Genomic DNA, 18,753 nt, shown 5'->3' on the forward strand with positions numbered 1-18,753 from the left:
CATGCATCAATCCGCCTTGGAAACCGCTACGGGCTTCGGCCGCGGCAGATGCTTCTGCTTCGGTTCGGAAGGCTTGTGCTCGGGGGCGACGAGTCCGCCCGAGATCAGGAACTTGGCGGCGTCTTCCGGGCTCATGTCGAGAAGGACGATCTTTTCGCGGGGCACGAAGACCAGGAAACCCGCCGTCGGCACCGGCGTCGGCGGCAGGAAGACGGCGACCATATCCTGACCCATGTCGTTGAACTTCGACGCGATCTCGCCCTTGGCGTCGGTGGCGATGAAGACCAGCGCCCAGAGGCCGGGACTGGGATATTCGATGAGGCCGACCTTCTTGAAGGAGTTCGCCTGTTCCTTCAGCACGGTTTCGAAAATCTGCTTCACGCTTCTGTAGACGGTGCGCACCAGCGGCATGCGCTGAACGACCGATTCGCCGAAACGAACGATGCTCTGTCCGATGAGGTTCTTGCCGAGGAAGCCGACAACGGTGATCAGCACGACGGCGGTCAGCAGGCCGAATCCGGGAATGGCGAAATTGAGGTAGCTTTCCGGATTCCAGCGCGCCGGAATATAGGGCCTGACCCAGCTATCCGACCAGTGGATGAAGGTCCAGGTCAGCCAGATGGTAATCGCGATCGGCGCGCAGATAATCAGGCCTGCAAGAAAATTATTCCTCAGCCGGGTCGCGACCGGCATTCTGGGGGTGTTGTCGGTCATCTCGCCTGATGAACTCCATCTCGGTCCTGGACAGGCCGGAACGCCGGCCCTTCCCCCTTGTCCGCCTGGTAAAACTGCCAGAATTCGGGGCGTCGCACAATATGTTTCGGCGCGAAGATCAGGTCGTTGCGGGCTTATTCCACGGTCACGGATTTCGCCAGATTGCGCGGCTGATCGACATCCGTGCCCATGAAGACGGCGGTGTGATAGGCGAGCAGCTGGATCGGCAGCGAGAAGATCATCGGTGCGATGATTTCGTCGACCACAGGCAGGGTGATCGTCGCCATGGTCGGCAGTTTCGAGGCGCTCGCACCGGCCTCGTCGGTTATGAAGATGATGCGGCCGCCGCGGGCTGCGACCTCCTGCATGTTCGAGACGGTCTTTTCGAAGAAACGGTCGAAGGGGGCAATGACGATGACAGGCATGTTCTCGTCGATCAGCGCGATCGGCCCGTGCTTCAATTCGCCGGCGGCATAGCCTTCGGCGTGAATATAGGAGATTTCCTTGAGCTTCAGCGCGCCTTCCATGGCGAGCGGGAAGCTGGTGCCGCGGCCGAGATAAAGCACGTCCTTGCATTTCGACAGCTCGCGCGACAGGCTTTCCATCTGCGGCTGGATGAGGTTCAGCACTCGGCTCATGATGCGCGGCATTTCGGCGAGATGGCGCACCAGCGCCCTCTCCTCCTCGGCGCTCACCGTGCCGCGGGCCTTGCCGGCGCCGATCGCCAGCGATGCCAGCACGGCCAGCTGGCAGGTGAAGGCCTTGGTCGAGGCGACGCCGATTTCAGGTCCGGCCATGATCGGGAAAACGGCGTCGGATTCGCGAGCGATCGTCGATTCGCGGACATTGACGACGGCGCCGATCTTCAGGCCGTTGTCCCGGCAATAGCGCAGCGATGCCAGCGTATCGGCGGTCTCGCCGGACTGGGAGATGAAGAGCGCTGCCTGCGAGGGCGACAGCGGCATTTCGCGATAGCGGAATTCGGAGGCGACGTCGATCTCGACAGGCAGGCGGGCATAACGCTCGAACCAGTATTTGCCGACGAGACCGGCGAGATAGGCAGTGCCGCAGGCCGAGATCGCCAAGCCGGTCGCCGCCTTGAAATCGATCGCAGCGGCATTGGCGCCGATCGTGTTCTCGGCGAAATCGACGTAATGGCTGAGCGCATGGGAGATCACCTCCGGTTGCTCGTAGATTTCCTTTTCCATGAAATGGCGGTGGTTGCCCTTGTCGACGACATAGGCGGTCGCCTGCGAGATCTGGCGAGAGCGCTTGACCGGCTTTCCGGCGAAGTCGATAACGGCGACGCTGTCGCGTGTGATGACGGCGCAGTCGCCGTCGACCAAATAGGTGATCTCGTTGGTAAAGGGCGAGAGCGCAATCGCATCCGAACCGAGGAACATCTCGCCGCGGCCATAACCGACGGCAAGCGGCGGGCCGGAACGGGCGGCCATGATCGTACCAGGATCGGCCTTGAGCATGACGGCGAGAGCATAGGCGCCGGTCAGCCGGTTCAGCATCTGCAGCATGGCGGCGCGCGGCTCCAGGCCCTCGCGCAGGTATTTCGCCATCAGCTGGGCGACGACCTCGGTGTCGGTCTGCGTTTCGAAGACCGCGCCTTCGGCGGTCAGTTCGTCGCGCAGTTCGGAGAAATTCTCGATGATGCCGTTATGGACAACGGCGACACCTTCGACAAAATGCGGATGGGCATTGGTTTCATTGGGAACGCCGTGCGTCGCCCACCGCGTGTGGGCAATGCCGACCAGGCCTGGCAGCGGTTCGGCGTCGAGGCGCTTTTCCAGATTGAACAGCTTGCCCTCGGCGCGGCGGCGATCCATCACCCCCTCATGGATGGTGGCGACACCGGCGGAATCATAACCGCGATATTCGAGACGCTTCAGCGCATCGACCAGTCGCCCGGCAACAGGCTGAGTTCCGACGATCCCCACAATTCCGCACATGCAATATCCCCACAAGGCTCCGACAATCGAGGCCAGTCCTAACGATTCCCGCTTAGTTATCAATCACCTCGGCGGTCACTTTCAATTTCCGCCGGTTACGCAAAGCGGCTTCAGGCCTTAGCCTTCTTCGCGGCCTTGATGGCGAGCGCGCGCTCGCGCAGCAGTGTGGCCCGACCGGGCTTGATCTCCTGCCGGGCACGGCCGAGCGCCAGCGCATCGGCCGGGACGTCGGCGGTGATGACGCTGCCGGAGGCGATATAGGCGCCGTCGCCGATCGTCACCGGGGCGACCAGCGAGGAGTTGGAACCAATGAAGGCGTTTTCACCGATCACCGTCTCGGCCTTGTTGACGCCGTCATAATTGCAGGTGATCGTACCGGCGCCGATATTGCTGCCGGCGCCGATAACGGCGTCGCCGATATAGGTAAGATGGTTGACCTTGGCGCCGTCGCCGATCCGGCCGTTCTTGACCTCACAGAAATTGCCGACCTTCGAACCATTGGCGAGATCGGCACCTGGCCGCAACCGCGCGAAGGGGCCGACGGTCGCGCCTTGGCTGACATGGGCGCCTTCTATATGCGAGAAGGCATGGATGACGGCGCCGCCGTCGATCACAGCGCCGGGGCCGAAGACCACGTTCGGCTCGATCAGCGCGTCCTGGCCGATGACGGTGTCGTAGGACAGAAAGACCGTTTCCGGCGCAATCATGGTGACGCCTGACAGCATCATGTCGTGGCGGCGGCGCTCCTGCCAGAACCGCTCGATGACGGCAAGCTCAGCCCGGGTGTTGCAGCCGGTCATCTCGATCTCAGGGGCGTCGACGGCGGTGACGCGGCCGCCGAGCGAACGGGCGATTTCGACGAGATCGGTCAGATAGAATTCACCCTTGGCATTGGCATTGCCGATGCGCGAGAGCAGATCGAGCGCCTTGCGGCCGTTGATCGCCATCAGCCCGCTGTTGCACCACGTCACCGTGCGCTCAGCATCGGTCGCGTCCTTTTCCTCGCGGATGGCGATGAGTTCGCCGTCCTTGACGAGCAGGCGGCCGTAGCCTGTGGGGCGATCGGTGTGGAATCCGATGACGACGATATCGCTGCCTTCGGCAAGGCCCTGGCGGGCGGCCTTCAACGGCCCGTCGGTCTGCAGCGGCACGTCGCCATAGGTGACGAGAATATCGTCATAGCCCTTGGCGATCGATTCGCGCGCCGCCAGCACCGCATGGCCGGTGCCGAGGCGCTCCTTCTGCAGGCAGGATTCAATTCCGACGCCGCCAATGTGTGCTGCCTTTGCCACTTCCTCGGCATCGCGGCCGACGACGAGTGCAGCGGAGGAAATGCCGGCGGAGGCGACCGCCTCGACCACATGGGCGATCATCGGCCGTCCGGCGACCGGATGCAGCACCTTCGATTTCGAGGATTTCATCCGCGTGCTGTCACCGGCGGCAAGGATGACGGCAAGACAAGTACGTTCCATGATCTGCTCCGCGAATCCGCGCCATGAGGCGGCTTTGTTGCCTCATACTGCATAATTCCTGAAATCGGAATCGATTTTCGGGAAGTGCGCTTTGTGGATCGAAAGTCTTGCGGCGTGCTTTGCGCCCCGAAAAAGACGCGGGGCGCGCGGAACAGAGCAGAGCCTCTACAGGTGTGAGATATCGGCTGAAATCGGCACGATGACTGTCTCCGAACCGCGGGCGGCGAACGCCTCGTGCACATGATGGCGGCCGTCCAGGATGACGAGTTCCATGGCGCGGCGCGCAGCAAGGCTGTCGCCGGAAACGATCGCGTCAACGATACGCATATGGGTGTCGGCGATATTGGCGAAGCCGTTTTCGGATGGCGGCGTGCTCATGCGGAACATGCCGACGAGGGCCGCTTCGATGAGGCTGCCCAAGGTGCGCATGAAGGGATTGTGCGAGGCCTCGGCGAGCGCCAGGTGAAAGTTAAGGTCGGCGAGCGCGAGGCTGTCGGCGGTATGGCCGCTCGCCGCCATCTCGAGCGCCAGCGCGCGCAGCGTCTCGATATCCTCGGCATTCGCCCGTTCGGCAACGAGACCGGCGGCGAAGGGTTCGATGGCGAGACGAATATCGTAGAGCTGCAGCAGAAACTCTTCCGTCACGCCGTTATCGAAGTGCCAGGCGATGATCTCGCTGTCGAACATGTTCCAGAAGTTCTTTTCGGTCACACGCGTGCCGACCCGCGCCTTGGCGACGACCATGCCCTTGGCGGCAAGCGTCTTCATCGTCTCGCGCAAGACGGTACGGGACACCTTGAAGCGCTGCGCCAGCTCGGTGTCGCCAGGCAGGATGGTGCCGACGGGATAGGTGCCGGCGACGATTTCCTTGCCGAGTTCGTCGACCACCTGTGCGTGGCTCGTCCGGGTTCTGCGCCCCGTCTTACGGGTCTCGTCCAATTTGTTGCGCAAGCGATCCCTCTCCCCTCAGGCGTACCTCTTGTTCAGACTGGAAACGAACAGGATGGCTTTCTGCATCAGGATGAATGCAAACAGCAAAAGGCCAATCAGAATCTTGGTCCACCAGCTCGACAGAGTGCCGTCGAAGGTGATGTAGGTCTGAATGAGCCCCTGGATCAGGATACCGATGAAGGTTCCCGCCACGAATCCCGCTCCTCCGGTCAGCAGCGTCCCCCCAATGACGACCGCCGCGATGGCATCGAGTTCGACACCGACTGCTGCAAGAGAATATCCGGCAGAGGTGTACAGCGAAAAAACGATCCCGGAAAGGCCTGCTAGAAAGCCCGACAGCGCATAAATCTGGATTGTCGTGCGTCCCACAGGCACGCCCATCAACCGGGCCGTCTGCGGGCCGCCGCCGAGCGCATAGACATTGGTGCCGAAGCGGGTGCGCTGGGCGATGAAAATGCCGACGGCAAAGACCAGAAGCATGATGGCGCCGATCAGCGTCAGCCGGCCGCCGCCGGGCAGGCGCCAATAGAGGCTCGTCAGCGTCGAATAATATTCGTGGTCGATCGGGATGCTGTCGATCGAGAGCACGAAGGCCATGCCGCGCGCCAGGAACATGCCGGCGAGCGTGACGATGAAGGCCGGCATTTCGAGATAGTGGATGATTGCGCCCATGACCGCGCCAAAGGCGGTGGTGATGACCAGCACCAGCGCGAAGGCCAGCAGCGGATGGATCGAGGTCTTCTGCAGGATCACCGCGAGGAAGACGCCGGTGAAGGCGATGATCGATCCGATCGACAGATCGATGCCGCCGGAGATGATGACGAAGGTCATGCCGACGGCGGCGATGCCGAGGAAGGCGTTGTCGGTCAGAAGATTGCCGATGACGCGGGTCGACAGCATGTTCGGATATTGCAGCGTGCAACCGGCATAAGCGAGCACGAAGATGACGATGGTCGCCAGCAGCGGCAGGTATTTGGAGTTCATTTCGACTGCTCCCTTCCGCCCTGCCGGCGGCTGGCGAAGATGGCGAGCGACTGCACCGCCGGCGACTGGATGACGAGGATGACGATAATGATGACGGCCTTGATGATCAGGTTGAATTCGGGCGGGAAGCCGGAGGACAGGATGCCGGTATTCACCGCCTGGATGATCATCGCGCCGATCAGCGATCCGAGGATGCTGAAGCGCCCGCCGAGCAGCGAATTGCCACCGACGACGACGGCGAGGATGGCGTCGAGTTCCAGCCAGAGGCCGGCATTGTTGGCATCGGCCCCCTTGATGTCGGCGGCGACGATGATGCCGGCGATCGAGGCGCAGAGACCGCTCAGCATGTAGACGGCCATCAGCAGGACCGGCGTCTGGATGCCGGAGAGCGTGCTGGCGCGGCGATTGATGCCGACGGCCTCGATCAGCATGCCGAGCGCCGTGCGGCGGACGAGCAGGATGACGAGCAAAGCGACGAGCAGCCAGATGACCACAGGCATCGGCAGGAGCGCCAAGGAACCGCTACCGAAGAAGGTCAGCCCGTCATCGTTGAAGGTGAGGATCGCGCCTTCGGTGATGAGCTGGGCGATGCCGCGGCCGGCGACCATCAGCACCAGCGTAGCGATGATCGGCTGGATATTGAGGACCGCCACCAGGAAACCATTCCAGACGCCGCAGGCAATGCCGATCGCCAGCGTCAGGACAATGGTGTAGGCCACTGAATTTCCGGTGACAATTGACGAGGCGGCGACGGCGCCGCAGATGGCGATGACGGCGCCGACGGACAGGTCAATGCCCTTGGTGGCAATGACCAGCGTCATGCCGATCGCCAGCAACGCCACCGGCGCGCCGCGATTGAGCACATCGATCAGGCTGCCGTAAAGCCGGTCGTTCTGAACAACCACATTAAAAAACTGCGGCGACGTGATGAAATTCAACAAAAGAATGACAACGAGCGCGATCAATTGCGGCGCCAGGCGATAAGCCAGCGCCTTCAGCGAGGACCTCATGCATCCTCCTTCTTATGTTCGGCGGCGGCAATGGCTTCGACAATGCCCGCCGCGGTGATACGTTCGCCGGTGAGTTCGGCGATATGCTGCCTGTCGCGAAGGACAATGACACGTGAACTATAGGCGACAAGCTCTTCAAGTTCCGAGGAAATCACGATCAGCGACATGCCTTCGGCGCAGAGTTGCTCAATGAGCTTGATGATCTCGGCATGGGCGCCGACATCGATGCCGCGGGTCGGCTCGTCGAGGATCAGAAACTCCGGATTGGTCGCCAGCCAGCGGGCCAGGATCGCCTTCTGCTGATTGCCGCCGGAGAGGAGCCGGATCGGCTTTTCGCGATCGGTGGTGCGGATATCAAGCGCCTTGATGTAGCGGTCGGCAAGCGCATTCTGCTCGGCGCGCGACAGCGGCCGGGTCCAGCCGCGGCGCGCCTGCAGCGCCAAGGCAATGTTCTCCCGGATCGACAGGTCGCCGATGATGCCATCGGTCTTGCGGTCCTCGGGGCAGAAGCCGAAACCTTTTTCGATGGCCGATCGCGGGCTGGAAAGCGTCACCGGCTGCCCGTCGATCGTGGCGCTGCCGCTGTCGGCATGCTCGATGCCGAAGAGAAGCTCGGCGGTTTCCGTGCGGCCGGAGCCGAGCAGACCGGCAACACCGACCACCTCGCCGGCGCGCACATCAAGATCGAAGGGCTTGACCTTGCCGCGTTTGCCGTAGCCGGCAAAACGATAGCGGACCTCGCCGGCCGCAAGGCTGTGCTCCCGTACCGTCTCCTCGACATGCGCCAATTCACGGCCGAGCATCATGGCGATCAGGCCCTGGCGCGGCAGATCGGCGACGTCGCGGGTGCCGACGAGCTTGCCGTTGCGCAGCACGGTGATCCGGTCGCTGATCGCATAGACCTGTTCGAGAAAATGGGTGATGAAGACGATGCCCAGACCGCGCTTCTTCAGGTCCTCGATGATGCGAAAGAGCAGCGCCACTTCCTGGTTGTCGAGGCTGGCGGTGGGCTCATCCAGGATCAGCACCTTGCCGGAAAGATCAACGGCGCGGGCGATGGCGACCACCTGCTGGACGGCGACGGAGAAGCGGCCAAGCTCGGCGGTGACGTCGATATCGATGCCGTAGCCGGTGAGCAGATCGCGCGCCTTGCGGTTCATCGCGCGCACGTCGGTCATGCCGAAACGCCTTGGCTGGCGTCCGAGAAAGAGATTTTCGGCGACGCTCAGATTGGCCAGCAGGTTGACCTCCTGGTAAACCGTGCCGATGCCGAGCTTCTGGGCGGCGAGCGTATTAGCCGGATTGATTTCCTGGCCGTCGAGGGTCAGGCTGCCCTCGTCACGATGATAAGCGCCGGTGATGCATTTGATCAGTGTCGATTTGCCGGCACCGTTCTCGCCCAGCAGCGCGTGCACCTCGCCCTTGCGCAGCGTGAAATCGACCTTGTCCAACGCCACTGCGCCGGGAAAGAATTTCGATATTCCGGAAGCCGCGAGAACGTTCTCGAAATCGTGAATCATAAGGGTCTGTTTTCCTGATATTGACGGCAAAAGCCGCGCCGCGGCCGGACATGACGTCCCAAGGCGGCAAGGCAGTTCCGCACCGGTCCATGATGGGCCGGTGCGGTTCTACAGCGCTTGAATGCTGCATCATTCTACCCTCAAATCGATCCCGATTTGAGGATTATGCAGCGGCGTCAAATCAGATCAGTAGCCCTGACCCTTCTTCTCTTCGTAGACCTTCATCGGCTCGTCGGCGGGCGTGTAGAGCTTGGATTCGGTCTGGATCCACTTCGGCGGAGCCTTCTTGTCCTTCAGGTAGGCATCGAGCGCATCGAAGGCCGGACCTGCCATATTAGGCGTCAGCTCGACCGTGGCATTGGACTCGCCTTCGGACATGGCCTTGAAGATATCCGGCACGGCGTCGATCGAGACGACGAGGATATCCTTGCCGGGCTTCAGGCCGGCTTCCTTGATCGCCTGGATGGCGCCGACGGCCATGTCGTCGTTATGGGCGTAGAGAGCGCAGATGTCCTTGCCGCCATTTTCGGCCTTCAGGAAGCTTTCCATGACTTCCTTGCCCTTGGTGCGGGTGAAGTCACCGGTCTGGCTGCGAACGATCTTGAGGTTGTCGTGGCCGGCGAGAGCTTCTTCGAAGCCCTTCTTGCGGGCGATGGCCGGCGACGAACCGGTCGTGCCCTGCAGCTCGACGACGTTGCACTTCTTGTCGCCGACGGTCTTGACCAGGAAGTCACCGGCGACCTTGCCTTCGTGGACCAGGTCCGAAGTGACAGCCGTCAGGTAGAGATCATCAGGAGCCTTGATGGTGCGGTCGAGCAGGATGACCGGAATCTTGGCTTCCTTGGCTTCCTTCAGAACGTCATCCCAGCCGGTTTCGACGACCGGAGCAATGAGAATGGCATCGACGCCCTGAGCAATGAAGGAGCGCAGAGCCTTGATCTGATTTTCCTGCTTCTGCTGTGCATCGGCAAACTTCAGATCGATGCCGCGCTTCTTGGCCTGCTCCTTGGTTACGGTCGTTTCAGCCGCGCGCCAGCCCGATTCCGAGCCGATCTGCGAGAAGCCGACGGTCAATCCGCCGGCCGAAGCCGAACCAAACATGCAGGTAGCAAGAATCGTGGCACTCAAAAGTGCAGTCTTCAATTTCATGATTTCCTCCCAAGCCGCGTCTCGCGGCGCACGGTCAAAAAATCATATAGTATTACTTTTGTAAATCGGAATCTTTGCATGCAGCGCAGCAAAAAGAGCGCCCACAAGGGGCGCCCTTCGCACGTGCGAATTGAAGACTGCTTATTGCGCCGGTAGCTTGTCGTCGACGCCTTCGACATAGAAATTCATGCCGAGCAGCGTGCCGTCATCGGCCTTCTCGCCGGCCTTCAGCCAGGGCGTGCCGTCCTGCTTGTTGATCGGGCCGGTGAAGGGATGCAGCTCACCCGACTTGATCTTGGCTTCGGTTTCCTCGGCCATCTTCTTCACATCGTCAGGCATGTTGGTATAGGGCGCCATCTTCAGGATTCCGTCCTTCAGGCCGTCCCAGCTCTGCTCGGACTTCCAGGTGCCGTCCAGAAGCGCGTGGACGCGCTTGGAGTAGTAGGTGCCCCAGGTATCGACGATCGCCGTCAGCTGCGCCTTGGGGCCTGCCGCGATCATGTCGGATGCCTGACCGAAGGCGTGGATGCCGCGTTCTTCGGCAACCTGCATCGGCGCGGTCGTATCCGTGTGCTGGGTCAGCACGTCGACGCCCTGGTCGACCATCGCCTTGGCGGCATCGGCTTCCTTGCCGGGGTCGAACCAGGTGTTGACCCAGATGACCTTCAGCTTGAAGCTCGGATCGACCGACTTGGCGCCCTGCTCGAAGGAGTTGATGCCCATCACCACTTCCGGAATCGGGAAGGAGGCGATGTAGGCGGCGGCGTGATTCTTCGAGGTCTTAGCGGCGATCTGGCCGAGGATATAGCGGCCTTCATAGAAGCGCGAATTGTAGGTGGCGAGATTGGGGCCGGATTTGTACCCGGTGCCGTGCTCGAACTTGACGTCGGGGAACTTGGCGGCAACCTTGACCGTCGCATCCATGAAGCCGAAGGACGTCGTGAAGATCAGCTTGCAGCCGGAACGGGCAAGACGCTCGATGGCGCGCTCGGCATCCGGGCCTTCCGGCACGTTTTCGAGGTAAGGCGTGTCGATCTTGTCGCCGAATTCGGCCTGGACCTGCTGGCGGCCGAGATCATGCGCCTGCGAATAACCGCCATCGGTGTGCGAACCGACATAGACGAAGCAGACCTTCGTCTTATCAGCAGCCTGAGCGGCCGACGAGATGCCGATCACGGCGGCAGCCGAGGCGGCGAGTGCGAATGCGTATTTCTTCATGGTAACCCCTGTTGGTTTGAAGTTATTTGCGGAAACCCGTCTTTGTCTTTGCCTTATCGCTCCGGCACGAAGGCTTTTCCGAGCGAGGCGGGCGTATTGATCAACGTCGTGCGCCGATTATGAGAAATGATGATGAGAACCACAATAGTCGCGGCATAGGGCAGCATCGAGAGGAACTGTGAGGGAATGCCGAGACCGAAGGCCTGCGCGTGCAGTTGCAGGATGGTGACCGCGCCGAAGAGATAACCGCCGGCAAAGACCCGCCACGGCCGCCAGGAGGCAAAGACCACCAGCGCCAGCGTGATCCAGCCGCGTCCGGCCGACATGTTCTCCGCCCATTGCGGGGTATAGACGAGCGACAGCTGGGCGCCGGCAAGACCGGCGCAGGCGCCGCCGAACATCACCGCCAGATAGCGCGTGCGGATAACCTGAATGCCGAGCGCATGGGCCGAAGCGTGACTGTCGCCGATCGCCCTCAGCTTCAGCCCGGCCCGGCTGCGGAACAGGAACCAGCTGACGCCGACCACAAGCGCAATCGACAGGTAGAAGATCAGATCTTGCCGGAAGAGAACATGGCCGATGACCGGGATGCCGGAGAGGAGCGGAATAACGATCTCACCCAGACGAATGCCGGGCATGCTGACATAGGCTTCGCCGAGCATGCCCGACACGCCGAGGCCGAGAAGGGTAAGCGCCAGACCCGTTGCCACCTGGTTTGCCACCAGCGTCAGCGTCAGGAAAGCGAAGAGAAGCGAGAAAAGCGCGCCTGCGGCAATGCCGCAGACCATGCCGACATAGGGCGAGCCCGACATTTGCGCTCCGGCAAATGCGGCGACCGCGCCCATGATCATCATGCCTTCGACGCCGAGATTGAGCACGCCGGAGCGCTCGGTGACGAGTTCGCCCAGCGCTGCGATGACGAGCGGCGTCGAGGCGGTGATGACGGTCAGCAGAATTGCTTCGAAGATGCTCATGCCGCGCCCCTGACCCGCGACCAGACGATGCGGATTTTGTAATAGATCAGCGTATCGCAGGAGAGCACGAAGAAGAGCAGCAGCCCCTGGAAGACGCGGGTGACCTTGTCGGAAACGCCGAGCGACAGCTGTGCGGCCTCGCCGCCGAGATAGGTCAATGCCAGCACCAGGCCCGATGCGATGATGCCGAGCGGATTGAGGCGTCCCAAGAAGGCGACAATAATGGCGGTGAAGCCGTAGCCCGGCGAGATCGCCGGCTGCAGGTGGCCGATCGAGCCGGAGACCTCGGCTATCCCGGCGAGGCCGGCAAGGGCGCCGGAGAAGAGGAAGCTGAACCAGATCATTTTCTTCGACGAGAAACCGGCAAAGCGCCCTGCCCGTTCCGACTGGCCGAGCACGACGATCTCGAAGCCTTTCAGCGTGTAGCGCAGCATGAACCAGACGCCGACGGCCGCAATGAGGGCGAAGATGAAGGCCCAATGGGCCCGGCCCGACTCTTCCCAGATCGCCGGCAGCACCGCCTCAGGCGCGAAATCGCGCGAGACCGGAAAGTTGAAGCCCTTCGGATCGCGCCAGGCGCCACGGATCAGCCAGTCGAGGAAGAGCTGGGCGATATAGACCAGCATCAGCGACGTCAGGATTTCGTTGGTGTTGAAATGCGCCTTCAACAGCGCCGGAATGGCGGCGAAAAGCGCACCGCCGAGCGCTCCCAGGATGAGCATCAGCGGCAGGACAAGCGGCGAGTGCCAGTCGTAGAAGACGATCGGCAGATAGGAGCCGGTGATGGCGCCGATGGTGAACTGGCCTTCGGCGCCGATATTCCAGTTGTTCGAGCGGTAGCAGACCGCCAGGCCGACAGCGATCAGGATCAACGGTGCCGCCTTGATCGCCAGTTCGTGCAGAGACCAGACCTCGAGCAGCGGCTCGACGAAGAAGGCGTCCAGCGCCTCCACAGGGTCCTTGCCGAGCATGGCAAACATGATGGCGCCGAACACCAGTGTCAGCACAAGGGCCAGCAGCGGCGAGACGAAGGTATAGAGCTTCGAGACGTCGGGGCGTTTTTCGAGTTCAATGCGCATGGGCTGCCTCTTCAATGCGCATGCGGCGCCTCTGGGGCACCACCGCTCTGGTGCAGGCCGCCCATCAGCAGTCCGATCTTTTCGCGTGTCAGTTCGCCAGCCGGGAACGGGCTGGAAAGGCGTCCCTCGGAGATGACGGCAATATCGGTCGCCACTTCGAAGATCTCGTCGAGATCCTGGCTGATGACGACGACGGCGGAGCCGGCCTTTGCCAGATCGACCAGAGCCTGGCGGATGCGGCTTGCAGCCCCGGCATCGACACCCCAGGTCGGCTGGTTGACGACGAGCACGGCCGGCTGGCGGTCGAGTTCGCGGCCGACGATGAATTTCTGCAGATTGCCGCCGGAGAGCGAGCCTGCGGCCGGGTCGTCGCCGCTCTTGCGCACATCCATCGCCTCGGAAATCCGCCGTGCGGCAGATTTCACCGCGCCATGGCGGATGATGCCGAGCAGGCCGAGAAAGGCCTTGCGGTCCGACTGGCTGCGGGCGAGCACCAGATTGTCAGACAGTTTCATGGCGGAGACGGCGGCATGGCCGTGCCGCTCCTCCGGCACGAAACCGGCGCCGAGCAGGCGGCGGGCGGTGATGCCCTCCGTGCCCACAGGCTTCTTGCGAATGACGATCGCTTCTGCCGACGCGACCGGATATTCGCCGGAGAGGGCATCGAAAAGCTCGCTCTGGCCGTTGCCGGCGACGCCGGCGATGGCGAGGATTTCGCCAGCGCGCACCGCCATCGAGACGTCGCGCAGCGGCATGGCGAAAGGCGTGCGGGGTGCGACCGAAAGGTTGGCAACGGCAAGCTGCACCTCACCCTTGTCGCTCCGCTCGGGATGGGTGACGCTCGCCACCTCGCTGCCGACCATCATGCGGGCAAGCGAGGCCGGCGTTTCCTGCTTCGGATCGCAGGCGCCGGTGACGCTGCCATGGCGCAGCACCGTGGCGCGATCGCAGATGCGCTGCACCTCTTCCAGGCGGTGGCTGATATAGAGAACCGAGCGGCCCTCGGCGCGCAGCTTGAACAGCGTTTCGAACAGCCGGTCGGCCTCCTGCGGCGTCAGCACCGAGGTCGGCTCGTCGAGAATGATCAGCTTCGGGTTCTGCAGCAGCGCGCGGACGATCTCGATGCGCTGGCGCTCGCCGACGGAGAGATCGGCGACATGGGCATGCGGATCGAGCGGCAGGCCGTAAGCTTGAGACAGCGCCCTCGCCTGCTCGGCGATCTTGCCGATCGGGATGGAGTCGTCGAGCGACAGCGCGATGTTTTCGGCGACGGTCAGCGCCTCGAACAGCGAAAAATGCTGGAAGACCATGCCGATGCCGAGCTTGCGGGCCTCGCCCGGCGAGGCGACCGACACCGGCTTGCCCTGCCAGAGGATATGCCCGTGCGTCGGCTCCAGCACGCCGAACAGCATCTTCACCAGGGTGGATTTGCCTGCGCCATTTTCGCCGAGAAGCGCGTGAATTTCGCCCGGCGCGATATCGAGATCGATTTCATTGCAGGCGGCAAAGCCACCGAAAAACTTCGTCAGCTTCTGGACGGATAACAACGCACCGGGTTCCGGCACATTCAATGGCGACACGTTCCCCTCATTTCTTCTGCCGATCGGTCCGTTCGGATCTCATGGAATCAGCAGCGTCGTTCCTGTTGTTTTTCTTGTTTCCAGATCCGCGTGAGCCTGCCCAACTTCACGCAAGGGATAGGTTTGATTGATATTGATACGCACTTTGTTGCTTTGCACAACATCAAATAGCGCCTTGGCGCTGTCGGTCAGCTCCTGGCGGGCGGCGATGTAGGTGAAGAGCGTCGGCCGCGTCGCAAACAGCGAGCCCTTCTGCGCCAGCATCGCCAGGGTAAAGTTCTCGATCGGCCCGGAGGATTGGCCGAAAGAGGCAAAAAGGCCGCGCGGCTTCAGGCAGTCGAGCGACTGTGGAAAAGTATCGCGGCCGATCGAATCGTAGACGACATCGACGCCCTTGCCCCCGGTGATTTCGCGCACGCGGGCGACGAAGTCTTCGCTCTTGTAGTTGATCACATGGTCGTAGCCATGGGCGAGCGCCAGCTCGATCTTGTCTTCGGAGCCCGCCGTGCCGATGACGGTGGCGCCGAGCGCCTTTGCCCATTGGCCGGCGATTAGGCCGACGCCGCCGGCAGCGGCGTGGAACAGTAGGACCGTCTGCGGGCCGACCTTGAAGGTGCGGTTCAAGAGATATTCGGCGGTCATGCCCTTCAGCATCATCGCCGCTGCCGTTTCGAGTTCTATGCCGTCAGGCACAAGCACCAGATGCCGCGTCTCGATATTGCGTTCGGCGCTATAGGCGCCGTCGGCGCCGGCATAGGCGACGCGGTCGCCGATATTGAAATCGGTAACGCCGGGGCCGACTGCCGTCACCGTGCCGGCGCCCTCCTTGCCGGTGACAAAGGGCAAATGCGGCGCCTTATAGGTGCCGTTGCGGAAATAGACATCGATGAAATTGAGGCCGACCGCCGCCTGGCGGATCTGCACCTCGCCGGCTGCGGGCGGCGGCAGATCGAGCTCGACGTAATCGAAGACCTCCGGCCCGCCCGTTCTCGAAAATGAAATCGCCTGCGTTTTCGTCATCTGGCTTGTCCTAAGCTTTTCGTCCGAGGGCGGGGAAGAATTGCAGCACCGCGCCGATGACGTAAAGATAGACCCCGGTCACGATAAAGAGAATGAGCGCCCATTCGGGCGTGTCGAAATGCATCAGCAGCGAAAAAATCCCCAGCGCCGACCACAGGAAAAAGACGCCGAGGTTGAGCGGGCGCAGCCTTTTGACCCGGACCGGGTGGAGGAAATTGATCGGCAGGAAGGTCAGCACCACCGAGACGATGACAACAGTGAGCGCCGTCGTGGCGCTCGCATCGATGACGAACAGCGTGAAGACGATCATGTTCCAGACGACAGGGAAGCCGGAGAAGAAATACTCGTCCGTCTTCATGCCCATATCGGCATAGTAGATGGCGCTGGAGACGACGATCATGCCGGCGGCGACGAAGGACCAGGGCTCGCCGATCATGCCGCTCTGATAAAGCGCGAAGGCCGGCAGAAGCACATAGGTGACGTAGTCGATGATATTGTCGAGCGTATCGCCCGACCAGTTCGGCAGCACTTCCTTGACGCGCACCTTGCGGGCGATCGGCCCGTCTATGCCGTCAACCAGAAGGGCGAGGCCCAGCCACCAGAACATGTCGATGAAGCGGTGTTCGGCGGCGGCAACGACGCCGAGAAAGGCAAGGAAGGAGCCGGATGCCGTCAGGATATGGACGGAAAAGGCGCGCATCTCCGCATAAGGAACACGCTTGTAGTTGAAAATCTTCATATTCCCCCGACCGCCCTGATCGCGCTCGCCCCGGCAAGCATCTTTTTTTCGCCACCATCGCCGAACCCTGTTGCTGAATCGGGTTCGACGCCGTAGGTCTTTGTTGTCGCACCATTTTTGCCGAAAACCGGCATCCGTTTCCGGCGTGCTGCTCTAATATGCATCCTTTGCCGGGCTTCGCCAGCGGGAAATACGACATTCCCCGCCAGCCATTGAATCCTGACGATGACATGCATATTTCCCTTTAGAAGCGTCGCGTGGAATGGAATGCCTTTAATTCCGGCCCGATTTGTAATATCTCGCTCGCATCCGACTGTTCATCCGACGAAACGGGATCCGCTACCGAAATGAACGCGCCTGCAAAGACCGAAGACTTCGCCTTGTCCATCCCCGCCGGCGTCTATGCCGAGACGGTGCTCGATGTCACGCACTATACGGACCGGCTCTTCCGCTTCACGATGACCCGGCCGCAGGGCTTCCGTTTCCGTTCCGGCGAATTCGCGATGATCGGCCTGATGGTCGAGGGCAAACCGGTCTTCCGCGCCTATTCGATCGCCAGCCCCGCCTGGGCCGAAGAGCTTGAATTCTTCTCGATCAAGGTGCCGGATGGCCCGCTGACCTCGCATCTGCAGGCGATCAAGCCGGGCGATCAGGTGCTGATGCGCAAGAAGCCGACCGGCACGCTGGTGCTCGATGCGCTGACACCAGGCCGTCGTCTCTACATGTTCTCGACGGGAACGGGCGTTGCGCCTTTCGCCAGCCTGATCCGCGATCCCGAGACCTATGAGAAGTTCGAGGAAGTCATCCTCACCCATACCACCCGCGATGTCGCCGAGCTGCAATACGGCTTCGACCTCGTCAACGAGATCCAGAATGACGAGCTGCTGAAGGAAGTGGTCGGCGACAAGCTGCGCCATTATGCGACCGTCACGCGCGAGGATTTCGAATATCGCGGCCGCATCACCGACCTGATCTCGTCGGGCAAGCTGTTTACCGATCTCGGCGTACCGCCGCTCGACCCGGCGATCGACCGCGGCATGATCTGCGGCTCCTCGGCCATGCTGAAGGACACCAAGGAACTGCTCGAAAAGGCCGGCCTCAACGAAGGCGCCAACAGCAAGCCCGCCGAATTCGTCATCGAGCGCGCTTTCGTCGGCTGAGGTTTTTCCGACAATCAGACCTGACAACGGCTCCGGAAACGGGGCCGTTTTTATGTCTGGGCGAGATAGTCGATCAGCATCGCCATCGCGGCGCGCGCCGCATCCGGCTTGCCTCGGTGGATGGCCTGGATGACAGCGACATGCAATGCGATGGCGCGATCCATTCGCTCCGGGTTTGCGGTGGAGTACCAGAGGCGACGCGAATGCGTCTGCACCGGGCCGAGCGCCGCGGTGATAAAACCATTCGGGCAGACCTCTTCGAGGATTTCGTCGAAGGTCTTGTCGGCGGCAAAGAAGCCGGCGAGATCGCCCGTGGCGGCGCATTTGTCCATGGCCCGGGCGCAGTCGCCGAGGCGCCCGCGCTGTTCGTCCGTGGCATGCTCGGCAACGAGGCTTGCCGCGATCGGCTCCAGTTCACGGCGCACCTGCATGACATTGCCATGATCCTCCGGCGCGATCTCGGCAATCTGCAGCCCGACGCGCGGCTTTACCAAGATCAGCCCCTGCCAGGCGAGCTTCTGAATGGCCTCCCGCACCGGCGTCCGCCCATGGCCCGCCATATCGATCAGCTGTTTTTCGGTGACGAGCGCCCCGGGCTTCAGCGCCAGTGTGACGATCAGGTGTTCCAGCGCAAGATAGGCAAGATGGCTCTGTGAGGTCTGCATGCTGAAAATCCGCTGCCGATCTGATATATCACCTTGTCGCACGGCGAAAAGCCGAAGACAAGTCGGCATTGAAATATCGGAATAGAGACAAAGAGATAACAGCGGTGTGAATTCGACGAATGCGATTGCTGACCTGGTGGTCTACGCCGCAAAGAACTCCCTTCCCTCGCCCCACCTCCGTTATGCTCGGCCTTAAGCCGAGCATCCACACCACATCCACCAGCGGTAATGGCATGGATCCTCGGCCCAAAGCCGAGGAGGACAGAGAGCGGGGTTGGCGTCCACGTCGAATACAAGCTTGACGATGGATTGGCCGCCCCGCTGCCCTTTGGCGGCCTGATGAAGCATTATATTGGCGCCGCCGTCCTGAGCGACGAGTTCAACGATGCGATCGCCGGGCAAGCTGGTCGCCTTAAATCCGAAGTGCTTCTCATAAAACCGCGCCGTTTCCTCGACGTTCCCGGCGTAGATCACCAGCCTGTTGAGCGGCATGACGGCGCCTCATGTCTCCTCAAGTTTACTTTGAGTGCAACGCAACCGCTGTTCCTGCGGCTGCG

General features: G+C 61.8%; 18 protein-coding genes. 1 reads left to right on the forward strand and 17 read right to left on the reverse strand.

The genetic code is table 11. The features are described 5' to 3' along the window. Positions 1-6: 6 nt before the first annotated feature. The 15 genes from MF410_RS08215 to MF410_RS08285 all read right to left on the reverse strand — a co-directional run bounded on the left by MF410_RS08215 (position 7) and on the right by MF410_RS08285 (position 16,607). On the reverse strand, positions 7-714 hold the full coding sequence (locus MF410_RS08215; protein WP_097628922.1) for a DUF502 domain-containing protein: 708 nt from the start codon (positions 712-714) through the stop codon (positions 7-9). A 134-nt stretch (positions 715-848) separates the two neighbouring features. Next, positions 849-2,675, reverse strand: a complete 1,827-nt coding sequence (gene glmS / locus MF410_RS08220) for a glutamine--fructose-6-phosphate transaminase (isomerizing) (protein WP_097628923.1) — start codon at positions 2,673-2,675, stop codon at positions 849-851. A 110-nt stretch (positions 2,676-2,785) separates the two neighbouring features. Continuing rightward, on the reverse strand, positions 2,786-4,147 hold the full coding sequence (gene glmU, locus MF410_RS08225) for a bifunctional UDP-N-acetylglucosamine diphosphorylase/glucosamine-1-phosphate N-acetyltransferase GlmU (protein ID WP_131710890.1): 1,362 nt from the start codon (positions 4,145-4,147) through the stop codon (positions 2,786-2,788). A 165-nt stretch (positions 4,148-4,312) separates the two neighbouring features. Next, a complete protein-coding gene (locus MF410_RS08230; RefSeq protein WP_097628925.1) occupies positions 4,313-5,098 on the reverse strand; it encodes a FadR/GntR family transcriptional regulator in 786 nt (261 codons plus the stop codon). Positions 5,099-5,113: 15 nt separating this feature from the next. Beyond that, the gene (gene yjfF / locus MF410_RS08235) at positions 5,114-6,082 is read right to left on the reverse strand and encodes a galactofuranose ABC transporter, permease protein YjfF (RefSeq protein ID WP_097628926.1); all 969 of its coding nucleotides are present in this window, start codon (positions 6,080-6,082) and stop codon (positions 5,114-5,116) included. After that, positions 6,079-7,092 carry an ABC transporter permease gene (locus MF410_RS08240; protein WP_097628927.1) on the reverse strand — a complete coding sequence of 338 codons (1,014 nt, stop codon included), beginning with the start codon at positions 7,090-7,092 and terminating at the stop codon, positions 6,079-6,081. Before MF410_RS08240 ends, yjfF begins: the two co-directional genes overlap by 4 nt. Beyond that, positions 7,089-8,612, reverse strand: coding sequence for a galactofuranose ABC transporter, ATP-binding protein YtfR (ytfR, locus tag MF410_RS08245; RefSeq protein WP_097628928.1), 1,524 nt, complete (start codon positions 8,610-8,612; stop codon positions 7,089-7,091). Before ytfR ends, MF410_RS08240 begins: the two co-directional genes overlap by 4 nt. Positions 8,613-8,798: 186 nt before the next feature. Beyond that, on the reverse strand, positions 8,799-9,761 hold the full coding sequence (ytfQ, locus tag MF410_RS08250; protein WP_097628929.1) for a galactofuranose ABC transporter, galactofuranose-binding protein YtfQ: 963 nt from the start codon (positions 9,759-9,761) through the stop codon (positions 8,799-8,801). A gap of 141 nt (positions 9,762-9,902) precedes the next feature. Further along, entirely contained in the window at positions 9,903-10,979 is a 1,077-nt protein-coding gene (locus MF410_RS08255; protein WP_097628930.1) for a BMP family ABC transporter substrate-binding protein, read from the reverse strand. Between the two features lie 53 nt (positions 10,980-11,032). Next, positions 11,033-11,953: an ABC transporter permease gene (locus MF410_RS08260; RefSeq protein WP_097628931.1), complete on the reverse strand. Its 921-nt coding sequence runs from the start codon at positions 11,951-11,953 to the stop codon at positions 11,033-11,035. Then, entirely contained in the window at positions 11,950-13,032 is a 1,083-nt protein-coding gene (locus MF410_RS08265) for an ABC transporter permease (protein WP_097628932.1), read from the reverse strand. The genes MF410_RS08260 and MF410_RS08265 overlap by 4 nt, the downstream gene beginning before the upstream one ends. 11 nt (positions 13,033-13,043) lie before the next feature. After that, positions 13,044-14,612 carry an ABC transporter ATP-binding protein gene (locus MF410_RS08270; RefSeq protein ID WP_097628933.1) on the reverse strand — a complete coding sequence of 523 codons (1,569 nt, stop codon included), beginning with the start codon at positions 14,610-14,612 and terminating at the stop codon, positions 13,044-13,046. A gap of 39 nt (positions 14,613-14,651) precedes the next feature. Then, complete coding sequence (locus tag MF410_RS08275) at positions 14,652-15,632, reverse strand: quinone oxidoreductase (protein WP_097628934.1); 981 nt, start codon at positions 15,630-15,632, stop codon at positions 14,652-14,654. 10 nt (positions 15,633-15,642) lie between these two features. Beyond that, positions 15,643-16,371, reverse strand: coding sequence for a phosphatidylcholine synthase (pcsA, locus tag MF410_RS08280; RefSeq protein WP_097628935.1), 729 nt, complete (start codon positions 16,369-16,371; stop codon positions 15,643-15,645). Continuing rightward, positions 16,368-16,607, reverse strand: coding sequence for a hypothetical protein (locus MF410_RS08285; protein WP_239620309.1), 240 nt, complete (start codon positions 16,605-16,607; stop codon positions 16,368-16,370). Before MF410_RS08285 ends, pcsA begins: the two co-directional genes overlap by 4 nt. Positions 16,608-16,718: 111 nt before the next feature. On the opposite strand from MF410_RS08285, the gene MF410_RS08290 reads away from it, so the two are divergent. After that, positions 16,719-17,531, forward strand: a complete 813-nt coding sequence (locus MF410_RS08290) for a ferredoxin--NADP reductase (RefSeq protein WP_097628936.1) — start codon at positions 16,719-16,721, stop codon at positions 17,529-17,531. A 50-nt stretch (positions 17,532-17,581) separates the two neighbouring features. Here the strand turns inward: MF410_RS08290 and MF410_RS08295 are convergent, their stop codons facing one another. Beyond that, a complete protein-coding gene (locus MF410_RS08295; protein ID WP_097628937.1) occupies positions 17,582-18,196 on the reverse strand; it encodes a GntR family transcriptional regulator in 615 nt (204 codons plus the stop codon). 192 nt (positions 18,197-18,388) lie between these two features. Then, on the reverse strand, positions 18,389-18,688 hold the full coding sequence (locus MF410_RS08300; protein ID WP_239620312.1) for a VOC family protein: 300 nt from the start codon (positions 18,686-18,688) through the stop codon (positions 18,389-18,391). Between the last annotated feature and the right edge of the window lie 65 nt (positions 18,689-18,753).

The sequence above is a fragment of the Rhizobium sp. C104 genome, from assembly GCF_022354505.1.
Classification (GTDB): Bacteria; Pseudomonadota; Alphaproteobacteria; order Rhizobiales; family Rhizobiaceae; genus Rhizobium; species Rhizobium redzepovicii.

Coding starts and splice junctions, on each gene's coding strand:
- MF410_RS08215 (WP_097628922.1), bottom strand. CDS start 714: ATGACCGACAACACCCCCAGAATGCCGGTCGCGACCCGGCTGAGGAAT.
- glmS (WP_097628923.1), bottom strand. CDS start 2,675: ATGTGCGGAATTGTGGGGATCGTCGGAACTCAGCCTGTTGCCGGGCGA.
- glmU (WP_131710890.1), bottom strand. CDS start 4,147: ATGGAACGTACTTGTCTTGCCGTCATCCTTGCCGCCGGTGACAGCACG.
- yjfF (WP_097628926.1), bottom strand. CDS start 6,082: ATGAACTCCAAATACCTGCCGCTGCTGGCGACCATCGTCATCTTCGTG.
- MF410_RS08240 (WP_097628927.1), bottom strand. CDS start 7,092: ATGAGGTCCTCGCTGAAGGCGCTGGCTTATCGCCTGGCGCCGCAATTG.
- ytfR (WP_097628928.1), bottom strand. CDS start 8,612: ATGATTCACGATTTCGAGAACGTTCTCGCGGCTTCCGGAATATCGAAA.
- ytfQ (WP_097628929.1), bottom strand. CDS start 9,761: ATGAAATTGAAGACTGCACTTTTGAGTGCCACGATTCTTGCTACCTGC.
- MF410_RS08255 (WP_097628930.1), bottom strand. CDS start 10,979: ATGAAGAAATACGCATTCGCACTCGCCGCCTCGGCTGCCGCCGTGATC.
- MF410_RS08260 (WP_097628931.1), bottom strand. CDS start 11,953: ATGAGCATCTTCGAAGCAATTCTGCTGACCGTCATCACCGCCTCGACG.
- MF410_RS08265 (WP_097628932.1), bottom strand. CDS start 13,032: ATGCGCATTGAACTCGAAAAACGCCCCGACGTCTCGAAGCTCTATACC.
- MF410_RS08275 (WP_097628934.1), bottom strand. CDS start 15,632: ATGACGAAAACGCAGGCGATTTCATTTTCGAGAACGGGCGGGCCGGAG.
- pcsA (WP_097628935.1), bottom strand. CDS start 16,371: ATGAAGATTTTCAACTACAAGCGTGTTCCTTATGCGGAGATGCGCGCC.
- MF410_RS08285 (WP_239620309.1), bottom strand. CDS start 16,607: ATGCATGTCATCGTCAGGATTCAATGGCTGGCGGGGAATGTCGTATTT.
- MF410_RS08290 (WP_097628936.1), top strand. CDS start 16,719: ATGAACGCGCCTGCAAAGACCGAAGACTTCGCCTTGTCCATCCCCGCC.
- MF410_RS08295 (WP_097628937.1), bottom strand. CDS start 18,196: ATGCAGACCTCACAGAGCCATCTTGCCTATCTTGCGCTGGAACACCTG.
- MF410_RS08300 (WP_239620312.1), bottom strand. CDS start 18,688: ATGCCGCTCAACAGGCTGGTGATCTACGCCGGGAACGTCGAGGAAACG.